The organism is Haemophilus sp. SZY H36 (genome assembly GCF_018829625.1).
Taxonomy (GTDB): Bacteria; Pseudomonadota; Gammaproteobacteria; order Enterobacterales; family Pasteurellaceae; genus Haemophilus; species Haemophilus haemolyticus_K.
The window spans coordinates 62,717-74,207 of record NZ_JAHKKA010000005.1; the positions used below are offsets into that span (position 1 = coordinate 62,717).

The 11,491-nt window shown below is 36.1% G+C and carries 11 protein-coding genes; 5 read left to right on the forward strand and 6 right to left on the reverse strand.

Going from position 1 to position 11,491, the window contains the following annotated elements; all coding sequences use genetic code 11:
* Window positions 1–9: 9 nt before the first annotated feature.
* From KP713_RS08215 to KP713_RS08230, 4 genes are all read right to left on the reverse strand, one after another.
* Complete coding sequence (locus tag KP713_RS08215; RefSeq protein ID WP_139989312.1) at window positions 10–477, reverse strand: Lrp/AsnC family transcriptional regulator; 468 nt, start codon at window positions 475–477, stop codon at window positions 10–12.
* Window positions 478–566: 89 nt separating this feature from the next.
* Complete coding sequence (locus KP713_RS08220) at window positions 567–2,096, reverse strand: YfcC family protein (RefSeq protein ID WP_005644136.1); 1,530 nt, start codon at window positions 2,094–2,096, stop codon at window positions 567–569.
* Between the two features lie 105 nt (window positions 2,097–2,201).
* Window positions 2,202–3,134, reverse strand: a complete 933-nt coding sequence (arcC, locus tag KP713_RS08225; protein ID WP_009499653.1) for a carbamate kinase — start codon at window positions 3,132–3,134, stop codon at window positions 2,202–2,204.
* A 9-nt stretch (window positions 3,135–3,143) separates the two neighbouring features.
* Window positions 3,144–4,148: an ornithine carbamoyltransferase gene (locus KP713_RS08230; RefSeq protein ID WP_118801213.1), complete on the reverse strand. Its 1,005-nt coding sequence runs from the start codon at window positions 4,146–4,148 to the stop codon at window positions 3,144–3,146.
* Between the two features lie 364 nt (window positions 4,149–4,512).
* On the opposite strand from KP713_RS08230, the gene hcp reads away from it, so the two are divergent.
* From hcp to crcB, 4 genes are all read left to right on the forward strand, one after another.
* Window positions 4,513–6,165, forward strand: coding sequence for a hydroxylamine reductase (gene hcp, locus KP713_RS08235; RefSeq protein WP_046949265.1), 1,653 nt, complete (start codon window positions 4,513–4,515; stop codon window positions 6,163–6,165).
* A 103-nt stretch (window positions 6,166–6,268) separates the two neighbouring features.
* Window positions 6,269–7,291, forward strand: a complete 1,023-nt coding sequence (gene hcr / locus KP713_RS08240; protein ID WP_118801215.1) for an NADH oxidoreductase — start codon at window positions 6,269–6,271, stop codon at window positions 7,289–7,291.
* A gap of 112 nt (window positions 7,292–7,403) precedes the next feature.
* Window positions 7,404–8,222, forward strand: a complete 819-nt coding sequence (locus tag KP713_RS08245; RefSeq protein WP_046949267.1) for a Cof-type HAD-IIB family hydrolase — start codon at window positions 7,404–7,406, stop codon at window positions 8,220–8,222.
* Window positions 8,222–8,608 carry a fluoride efflux transporter CrcB gene (crcB, locus tag KP713_RS08250; RefSeq protein ID WP_046949268.1) on the forward strand — a complete coding sequence of 129 codons (387 nt, stop codon included), beginning with the start codon at window positions 8,222–8,224 and terminating at the stop codon, window positions 8,606–8,608. The genes KP713_RS08245 and crcB overlap by 1 nt, the downstream gene beginning before the upstream one ends.
* Here the strand turns inward: crcB and recX are convergent.
* Together recX and recA are read right to left on the reverse strand one after the other, a co-directional pair.
* Window positions 8,605–9,063 (reverse strand): recombination regulator RecX, encoded by a 459-nt coding sequence (gene recX / locus KP713_RS08255; RefSeq protein ID WP_046949269.1) that lies wholly within the window; start codon window positions 9,061–9,063, stop codon window positions 8,605–8,607. The two genes, crcB and recX, sit on opposite strands and share 4 nt — an antisense overlap.
* Window positions 9,064–9,146: 83 nt before the next feature.
* Window positions 9,147–10,211: a recombinase RecA gene (gene recA, locus KP713_RS08260; RefSeq protein WP_009499645.1), complete on the reverse strand. Its 1,065-nt coding sequence runs from the start codon at window positions 10,209–10,211 to the stop codon at window positions 9,147–9,149.
* A 376-nt stretch (window positions 10,212–10,587) separates the two neighbouring features.
* Between recA and tfoX the strand changes: the two genes are divergently transcribed.
* Complete coding sequence (tfoX, locus tag KP713_RS08265; protein ID WP_080351540.1) at window positions 10,588–11,241, forward strand: DNA transformation protein TfoX; 654 nt, start codon at window positions 10,588–10,590, stop codon at window positions 11,239–11,241.
* Window positions 11,242–11,491: the final 250 nt, after the last annotated feature.

An 11,491-nucleotide genomic window follows, 5' to 3' on the forward strand; every position in this document is an offset into this window, starting at 1 on the left:
GCTGGATTTTTATAAAGGCAATTCAGTTGTTGACTTAACCGTTTTTAGTGTAACTTCTGATTTTAAGGTTTTAATGCCAAGCCTAGAATTAAGATAGGTATTTTTGATGTAATTAAATTGATCAAGATCGGATACATTGAGTTTCAATAAGAAATCAAAGCTACCAGCCATAAAATGGCATTCGGTAATTTGAGGGATTAATTTCACTTCAAAAATAAACCGCTCTTTTAATTCAGGGTCTTCTTCAAAGAAAGAGCCTAATGCATAAACGATGAGATTACAGTTTACTTTTTTAGGATTTAATAAGGCTACATAGTTATCTATTACGCCACTTTCTTCTAATTGATTCACTCGACGTAAACAAGCTGAATTGGAGAGTCCTATTTCGTTGGCCAATTCATTATTTTGTAATCGACCATTTCGTTGTAATGCTTTAAGAATTCGAGTATCGATATTATCGAAACATTTTTTAAGCATAATAAATCCTTTTTATACTAACAAAAAAGATAACTTATTATAAAAGAAACCGCCTAGAAAAACTGTGATCTAGGCGGCAATTTGACTAATTAAACGCTATATAAGGATACTTGTACTACCAATAAAATTGAACCAATTAGCAATAAGCATCCAATCATTGGCATGACGAATTTAACCCATCTATCAAATGGAATATGCAACATTTGGAGTGTCACCAACACTAATCCTGTTGGTGCTAAGAATAGCATTGCATATTGTCCCCAGTTGTAAGCGGAAACCACAATATCGCGTGGAATACCCACTGAATCAGCAAGTGGCGCCATAATTGGCATTGAAAGTACAGCTAAACCAGAAGAAGACGGCACGATTAAACCTAGGAAAATAAATACGACTAATTGACCTAAGATAAATACGCTACCCGGCATACCGCTAACCACATTAGACATATAATCAAGGATAGTATCAGAAATCATACCTTGTTCGAGCACTAAGTTTACGCCACGAGCAAGACCGATAATTAAGGACACTCCTACTAATTCTGATGCACCTTCTGTGAAGGATTCCACAATATCTTTTTCAGACAAGCCACTGATAAACATAATAATGATAGTAATGGCAAGGAAAGATGCAGCCATTTGAGGGAACCACCATCCGCCAACCATTACACCCCAAATCATAATAGGGAATGCTATGCAGAAAAGCGTTAAGATTAATTTGCGACGAGCTGAGAATTCGATAGTTGTGTTTGGATCAAAGTTTTTCATATAACGTTGACGGAATTCTTCGCGATCGTCGTAAGTATAAGAAAAACTTGGGTCAGCTTTGATTTTTTTACAGTACCAATAAAGATATGCGATTACGCAAGTTGCCCCTAAAACTAAACCTAGAGCACGGAAACCAATCCCTTCAGTAAATTGAATACCAGCCGCATTTGATGCGATAACAACGGAGAATGGGTTAATTGTAGAGAATGCCGTTCCCATAGATGAAGCAAGGAATATAGCCCCTACGCAGACTATCGCATCATATCCCAGAGCCAAGAATACTGGCACCAGAATTGGATAGAATGCCACAGCCTCTTCTTCAATACCGCATGTTGTACCGCCTAACACCATTAAGACGGATACGCTGAATACAATAAAAAACTCATTACCTTTGGTTTTTTTCGCGAGAGCCATCAACCCAGCATTAAAAGAACCAGTACGGTTAATGACACCAATCATCCCTCCCAATACGAAGATAAAGACCATGACATCAACAGCTTCAATGGTGCCTTCTACCATACTTTTTGTGATGTCTTCAATGCCTTTGTGGTGTTGTTCTACACGTTGATAGGTACCAGGAATAGCGATTGGTTTTTTGATCACGCCTTCGGTGAAGTTGGAGAGTTTTATTTTGATATTGAGATTATCAAGAGTGTCTGTTGTGGCGGGATAAGTTTTATCGTCAACGCCGTAAGCTTTAACTACAAAAACATTATCTGTGGAGTTATATGTTAATTTTGAATATGAACCGGATGGAATTACCCAGGTCAATCCAACAGCGAGAATTAAGATTGCAAATAAAATTGTAAACGCTGATGGGAAATTAAACGTTTTCTTCTTTTTGGACGCATCCATAGCGAGCTCCTTATGTGTAACGTTTAAAGTGCGGTTGGTAAAAACATCGGTTAAACCGACCGCACTTTTTACCTTGAGAATGATTTCTCAAAGTTCTTTTATTATTTAAGCATAATAGGATATGCCTTCAGCTTTTTTCGTAATACGAGTACCAGCTTTTCCTTTCACAATGTCCACAATATCAGATAAAGAGCCTATTACTGCATCTTTTCCTGTTTGTTTTGCAAAGTTGATCGCGGCTTGTACTTTCGGCCCCATGGAACCTGCAGCGAAACCAAGTTCTGACATAGCTTCAGGTGATGCGACAGAAATTGCTTTTTGAGTTGGTTTTCCCCAATCTACGAAAGTTGCAGAAACGTCAGTTGCGATGATAAATAAATCAGCGTCAAGATTTTCTGCAAGTAAAGCTGAACATAAATCTTTGTCGATAACAGCTTCAACACCTTGTAAATTATGGTGTTCATCATAATAGGTCGGAATACCACCGCCACCCGCACAAATTACGATACTGCCTTTTTCAAGCAACCATTTTACCGGACGAATTTCAAAAATACGTTTTGGCAATGGACTTGGCACAACGCGACGATATTTATCACCATCTTGTGCGATAGACCAATTTTTTTCTTTTGCCAAACGTTCAGCTTCTTCTTTCGTATAAACAGGGCCAATTGGTTTAGTTGGATTTTTGAAAGCTGGGTCGTTGATATCAACTTCTACTTGAGATAATAAAGTTGCAAATGGCACTTCAAACGGAACTAAATTACCGAGTTCTTGTTGAATCATATAACCAATCATTCCTACTGATTCTGCACCTAATACATCTAAAGGATAGGTTGGCACATCAGTATAGGCAGCACCTTGTAAGGCGAGCAAACCCACTTGTGGGCCATTACCGTGCGCAATTACTAATTCATTATTTGGCCAAATCTTAGCAATTTGCTCACAAGCAATGCGAACATTTTGTCGTTGATTTTCGGCTGTCAGCGGCTCTCCGCGTCGTAATAACGCATTACCGCCTAATGCAATCACTATTCTCATACGTTCTCCTTATGCCAAACTTGCTACCATGACTGCTTTAATTGTGTGCATACGGTTTTCTGCTTGTTCAAATGCAATGTTCATTGGAGATTCAAATACATCTTCAGTCACTTCAATACCATTAGCTAATTCAGGATATTTTTCAGCAATTTGACGACCAACTTTGGTTTCACTGTTATGGAAGGCAGGTAAGCAGTGCATAAATTTCACTTTTGGATTACCAGTGCGTTTCATTAATTCAGGTGTGACTTGATAAGGAAGTAATAATTTAATGCGTTCGCCCCAAGTTTCTAATGGTTCACCCATTGAAACCCACACATCAGTATGGACAAAATCTACACCTTTCACCGCTTTATCGATATCTTCAGTTACAGTAATACGAGCGCCACTTTCTTTCGCAAATTTTTCGCACATTTCCACAAGACTTGCTTCTGGTAATAATGCTTTAGGTCCACAAATACGAACATCCATACCTAATTTTGCACCAATTAATAAAAGTGAATTACCCATGTTATTGCGAGCATCCCCAATATATACATAGCTAATTTCGCTTAATGGTTTGTCGCAATGTTCAATCATGGTAAGTACGTCGGCAAGCATTTGTGTTGGGTGGAATTCATCGGTTAAACCATTGAATACTGGCACACCAGCATAATCGGCAAGTTCTTGAACGATACTTTGTTTAAAGCCACGATATTCAATGCCATCATACATTCTGCCTAATACGCGGGCGGTATCTTTCATACTTTCTTTGTGGCCAATTTGGGAGGAGTTAGGGTCGATGTAGGTGACTTGAGCGCCTTGGTCATGAGCGGCGACTTCGAATGCACAGCGTGTGCGGGTGGAGGTTTTTTCAAAGATGAGCGCAATATTTTTGCCTTTTAATGTTTGTTGTTCTGTGCCTGCATATTTGGCTCGTTTCAAATCTCTAGAGAGATCTAAGAGATATTTAATTTCACGTTCTGTGTGATGAACAAGACTAAGTAAATGTCTATTTTTCATATTGAAAGCCATAATAATCTCCTTGTGTTTTGACTATCCATTGGGAATAAACATACATCATTCGATGATACTGCTTGTTGTTCGAACAATTGTATTATAAGAGAGATAAAATGAAATTTGTTATCGTATTTCAGCTGGTAATGTAAAGATATCGAATTTTATTGCGAGGTTTTTAGTGTTATTAGAATTTATGTTTTTCTAAACTAGAAAATCAATTCATTATTGGTATTAACTTAATCTAGATCAAACAAATTCTAATTAATCAAAATTTCCTTTTGTATCTAGTAGAAAAAAGGTTTTATCATTTTTTTATAAATCTGAGTGATTTTATCGGGTTTATAACGAAACTTTCTATTCTAATCAAAAGGACTTAATTATGTACTGCGTACAATGCGAACAAACAATGCGCACACCTGTGGGTAACGGTTGTAGTTACTCTCAAGGAATGTGCGGTAAAACTGCGGAAACTTCTGATTTACAAGACCTCCTTGTTGCAACTCTGCAAAGCTTATCTGCTTGGGCTATTCAAGCGAGAGATTTAGCTATTATCGATAATGAAATTGATGCTTTTACGGCACAAGCATTTTTCTCTACCTTGACTAATGTAAACTTTGATTCTCAACGTATAGTTGAATATGCGCAACAAGCCATCGCTTATCGCGATAATTTAATGAAACGTTGCCGAACACTAAATCCAAGTATTGATATAAACCATCCATTGGCTCATTTACAGCTTGAAGGCGCAACGATTTCTGATTTAACAAAACAAGCAGCAAATTTTGCCCTAAATTCTGACCGCACTTTGATTGGGGAAGAAGTACATGGCGTGCGTATGCTTTGCTTATACGGTTTAAAAGGTGCGGCTGCTTATATGGAACATGCTCATGTTTTAGGTAAATTTGATAATGAGGTATATCGTCAATTCCATGAGTTTATGGCGTGGCTAGGAACGAATCCAAGTGATCTAAATGAATTGCTAGAAAAGGCTCTTGGCATCGGTAATATGAATTTTCAAGTAATGAGTTTATTAGATGCGGGTGAAACAGAAGCATTTGGCCATCCTGTTCCAGCAACGGTAAATGTGAAGCCTGTAGCAGGAAAATGTATTTTAATTTCTGGTCATGATTTAAAAGATTTAAAAGCACTTTTAGAACAAACGGAAGGAACAGGGATAAATATTTACACTCATGGTGAAATGTTGCCTGCGCATGGTTATCCGGAATTGAAAAAATACAACCATTTGGTTGGTAACTATGGAAGTGGTTGGCAAAATCAGCAGAAAGAATTTGCGAAATTCCCTGGTCCTGTAATTATGACCTCTAACTGTATTATTGATCCTAATGTTGGTAATTACGCAGATCGTATTTATACCCGTAGTATTGTGGGCTGGCCTGGTGTAACGCACATTGAAGATCGTGATTTCAGTCAAGTTATCGCAAAAGCACAAGAAATGGCAGGATTCCCTTATGATGAATTAGAACACAAAATTACTGTTGGGTTTGGTCGTCAAACTTTATTAGATGCTTCAGATGCGGTGATTAATCTTGTGGCTGGTGGAAAATTACGTCATGTTTTCTTAGTGGGCGGTTGTGATGGCAGCAAAGGTGAACGTAGCTACTATACTGATTTTGCTCGTCAAGTACCGGAAGATTGTGCGATTTTAACTTTAGGTTGTGGTAAATATCGTTTTAATAAATTAGATTTTGGCGCTATTGATGGGTTACCTCGCTTGTTAGATGTTGGGCAATGTAATGATGCATATTCTGCGATAATGCTTGCTGTAAATCTTTCACAAAAACTTGGTGTTGGCGTTAACGAATTGCCATTAACGCTAGTACTTTCTTGGTTTGAGCAAAAAGCTATTGTTATTTTGCTTACCTTATTGGCATTAGGTGTTAAAAATATCTATACAGGGCCGACTGCTCCAGCGTTTTTAAATGATAATGTGATGGCATTATTAAATGAAAAATTCGGTTTGCGCGGTTTGACCACTCCTGAACAAGATATGGCAGAAGCTTTAGCTAAATAACATTTCATAGAAAAGTGCGGTCGATTTTTTAATTTGTAGTATTAGTTTTATAAACATTTTAAAAATCCACCGCACTTTTTTCTATCTTCAAAGAGAAAATTCTATGTCAAATAATCAGAATCCGTTGTGTTATAACGAAATGCAGGTACATGCTATTCATCAGGAAACTGATGATGTCTATACAATTGAATTAATAGCACAAGATTTTTACCCTTATGAGCCTGGTCAGTATGCTTTAGTGAGTATTCGTAATACACCAAATATTGTACGAGCTTATACGCTATCATCTACGCCAGGAATGAGCCGTTTTGTTACTTTAACCGTTCGTCGTATTAAAAACGGGGTAGGTTCTAATTGGATTACGTCCGAAATTAAAGAAGGTGATCAAATTTGGCTATCCGATCCAATGGGTAAATTTACCTGTACCCGCATTGTAAGTGATCGATATTTACTTGTGGCTGGTGGATGTGGCGTTACGCCAATCATGTCTATGACTCGCTGGTTATTAAAAAATAAACCAGGTGTAGATGTGGTTGTATTCTATAGTGTCCATTCGCCTAAAGATGTTATTTTTAAACGAGAATGGGCATTACTGAAAGAACAATTTCCACAGTTAAAATTATTTATTAATGCTTCTGTTGATGCGGATGATGGCTTTATAGCTGGACGTTTAAATAGTCAAATGTTATCTGACCTTGTACCAAATATAGCTGATTATACGGTGTTGACTTGTGGCCCAGAAAGTTATATGAGTGATTTACGTGCGATGACAGAATCCCTTGGTATCCCATCTGAGCGTTTCTTTTTAGAGCAATTTCATTCTTCAGCAGAAAATTGTATGTTAGATAATAGTAAACAAGTGACTCTTTCTATTACTAATCCAGTACCTCAAACTTTTTCTGTACCAGTTGGAAAAACATTGTTAGCTGCTTTGGAAGAGCATAAAGCACCGATTATTGCGGCTTGTAGAGAAGGTATTTGTGGTTCTTGTAAAACTTTAGTGGTGAGTGGTGATTATGAAGTGAGTTCAAACGGACCACTAACAGAAGACGAAATTAAACAAGGTTATGTTTTAGCGTGCTGCTGTCAAATGAAAGGAAATATATCAGTTGATTTAATGCCTTAATCCTTAATAAAGTGCGGTTATTTTTATTACGGTTTTTTATACATTGATCTTAGACAAGGGCAATTTGTATATTTAGTGATATGATAACCGCAAATTATTTTTTGAGGTTTTTATGAATTTACCTTTTCGAGCAATGGTGTCTGATTTAGATGGCACACTTTTAACACCTGAACATTTAGTCGGTGATCTTACCATTGATACGCTGAGAGCATTAGAGCAAAACGGTGTGGATATCATTTTAGCAACGGGGCGTAACCATACCGATGTGTCATCCATTCTTGGAAAAATTGGTGCGGAACGTGCGGTTATGATTACATCAAATGGTGCTCGTGTACGGGATTTACAGGGTAATTTGCTTTATAGCAATAGTTTGCCTGAAGACTTAGTTCTAGAGCTTTATACAACGCCATTTGATACTTCTAAAGTATGCATGAATAGCTATCAAGATGAAGGTTGGTTTACTAATAAAGATATTCCTGCAATGCGTCAGTTCCATAAAGAATCTGGATTCGATTATAACGTGGTTGATTTTTCCAAACATCATGGCCGTTGGACAGAAAAAGTCTTTTTTATTGGTAAAAGTCCAGAAGATTTAGTTGAAGTAGAAACTTATTTACGAGATAAGTTTGGTAACGTAACGACAATTGTTTATTCAGCATTAGCTTGTTTGGAAGTAATGAATAAGAATGTTTCAAAAGGGGATGCATTAAAACATTTACTCGAATCACGCGAGTATGAGTTAAAAGACTGTATTGCTTTTGGTGATGGAATGAATGATGTAGAAATGCTTTCTTGGTCTGGTAAAGGCTGTATCATGCAAGATGCAGATGTTCGTTTAAAAAAAGCTTGTCCAGAGTTAGAAGTTATTGGTTCAAATAAAGAAGAATCAGTCGCTCGTTATTTGCGAACTCAATTTGGATTAGATTATTAATGCAGGCATTATTATTCATAAGTTGTGGTGCAATATTAGGTGCGTTATTGCGTTGGACTATAGGATTGCTATTTAATCCTTTATTTTCTTCGTTTGCTTTTGGGACTTTAATCGCTAATTTGCTTGGTTGTTTAATTATTGGTGTATTACTTGGGCTTTTTTGGCAATTCCCACAAATTAGTGCTGAATGGCGATTATTTTTAATTACCGGTTTTTTAGGATCGCTAACCACATTTTCTTCTTTTTCTTCCGAAGTTGTGGAATTATTTTTTAATGATAAATGGTTAAATGGATTTAGTGTACTGGCTATGCATTTATTCGGATGTTTAGCTATGACAACATTGGGCATTTGGATATATAAAATTTGTTCTCAACTTTTACATTAATCCCATTCACCTTGGTTTTGCCCAATTAAATCAGCAAATTCATCGCTACGAAATCCATGTGATAGCATATATTGCCAAATTTTTTGTTTCATTTTAGGCGTTTGCTGTTCGTTGTAATTTGGGAATTTTTTACGTAACAAGTTCTCAGCCATTTCATACCAATCAATTTCTGATTCCATTAAAACTTCATCAATAATACCAGAAGACACACCTTTTAATTGGAGTAATTCTTGTCGAATTCGTCCTACACCATAACCTTTTTGTGCGCGTGAATTTAGATAATTTTCTGAAAAACGACGATCGCTTTGCCAATTTTTTGCCTGGCATAAAGATAATGCATCATCAATTTCTTCTTCCGAAAAGTTCTTTTCCTGCATTTTATTGCGGAGCTCGAATTCACTATATTCTCTGCGAGAAAGAAGATTAACGATGTAATTAAAAGCAAGAGATGACAAGGAATGATTCCTTTATTTTTATTGAGTTGATAGATATAAAGTGCGGTTAAAAATGACCGCACTTTTGGCGTTGATGATTTGATTTATTCAAAATCACTTTCTGATTCTGAACTATTTTCAGATTGTTCAATGTCAGCCATTAAAGCTTGTTCTGGATTAGCCACTAATTCTGCGCGTAAACGAGCTTCTAATTCATCTGCTTTTTCTGGATTTTCATTGAGCCATTTCATTGAGTTAGTTTTACCTTGGCCAATTTTTTCTCCATTATAGGCATACCATGCACCTGATTTCTCTACAAGCTTGTGTTTTACACCAAGTTCTAATAACTCACCCGCTTTTGAAATCCCTTCACCATAAAGAATTTGGAAATCTACTTGACGGAATGGTGCCGCTAATTTGTTTTTCACTACTTTTACGCGAGTTTCATTCCCAATAATATTTTCGCCATCTTTTACAGAACCTGTGCGACGAATATCTAAACGAACAGAAGAATAGAATTTTAATGCATTACCGCCAGTGGTAGTTTCTGGATTGCCAAACATCACACCTATTTTCATTCGGATTTGGTTAATAAATACAACTAAACAGTTTGCATTTTTTATTTGGCCAGTAAGTTTACGCAAAGCTTGTGACATTAAACGAGCCTGTAGTCCCATATGGGAATCACCCATATCCCCTTCAATTTCAGCTTTTGGTGTCAGTGCGGCAACGGAGTCAACAATGATTACATCAATTGCGCCAGAGCGAACTAATGCATCACAGATTTCAAGTGCTTGTTCACCATTATCTGGTTGAGAAACAAAAAGTTCTTTTACATCTACTCCAAGTTTTGCTGCATAAATAGGATCAAGGGCGTGTTCTGCATCAATAAATGCACAGGTTTTTCCCGCTTTTTGCGCTTGAGCAATGACGGAAAGAGTTAATGTTGTTTTACCAGATGATTCAGGTCCGAAAATTTCTACAATTCGTCCCATAGGTAGACCACCAATTCCCAGTGCAACATCTAAGCCAAGTGATCCAGTAGAAATAGATTCTACATCTAACGTTTTGGTATCGCCTAACTTCATAATTGAGCCTTTACCAAATTGTTTTTCGATTTGTCCCAATGCTGCAGCTAGTGCTTTTTGTTTTTCTTCTTGAGTCGCCATAAGTGAATTCCTGTTTGAATGTTCAAGTTTTTTGTGATTATATCTGTATTGATGTACAGGTCAAGAAAAATTTCTATATTTTATGAGAAATGTGAACAACAGTTCAGAATTAGTTTTGAATATTTATAGATAAAATAAATAAAAATAGTTAGAAATAAATTTGCTTCTTTTATCTCTATTTTATGTTGTAAGAAGGATTTTTACTATATTGATTATTCATAGTAATTTAAGTATTTCTTTAAAAATAAATTTTATTTTGCGATCAGGTTCACAAAATTGAAATTTATTTTTAGGTAATGAAAAAAGTTCGTGATATAAAAAAAGCAGAAGTACTTCTACCGATTTTTTCAACAAATTATTCATTTTGGAGATATATATGAATATAAAAGACGAACATATTGATGTAGTTTGCTCTCTGTTAGATCAGTTGGTAGGAAATGTTACCTCCAGGAACCTTTTTACAGGATATGGGTTATTCCATAAAGGAGAAACGATGTTTGCAATTTGGCAAAATAAGAAACTCTACTTGAGAGGGGAGGGAGAGTTAGCATCTTATCTTATTAGGCTTGGTTGTGAGCCTTTTACAACAAATGAAGTAAATAAACGCTTTGTTCTTTCTCAGTATTATGCTTTATCTAATCAGGTTATAGGTGATAATGCATTATGTAGAAAACTAGTAATTCTATCTATTAAACAAATTCAAAAGCAGAAGTTGAAGCGTACATTAAATAAACTAAACCGTTTGAAAGATTTGGCTAACTTGACTATTAGGCATGAGAGAGCGCTAATTAAAGCTGGTATTTTAGATGTTAAAATGCTGAGGGAAATTGGCGCAGAGAATGCTATGGTTCGATTAAAAAAAGCAGGAAGTGGTGCTACTTTAGATTTCTACTGGAAATTAGTTGGAGCATTACTTAATAAAAATAGCCAAATGTTCACTAAAGCAGAAAAAGAAGCTTTATTAAAAAAATTGAATGAAGTTTTGAGGGCTAACGGTTTAAAGGGTTATAGAAAATTAGATGATGAGTAAAATTTGCGCGTTCAAATAAAATTTCTTAAAAAGGGGTTGCAAAGGGTTTTAAAACGCCTATAATGCACCGCACACAACGACGCACTGTTGTGAAGTTTTTAAGTTTCCAAGTGCGTCGTTGTTTTTTGCTCTTTAACAATATATCAGACAATCTGTGTGGGCACTTGTTGATTGACTTGTTTTAAAATATTTTTAATTTTGAAGTCTTAATAGGTGCTTAACTGAAAATTCATAATTACTTTTTAAGTAG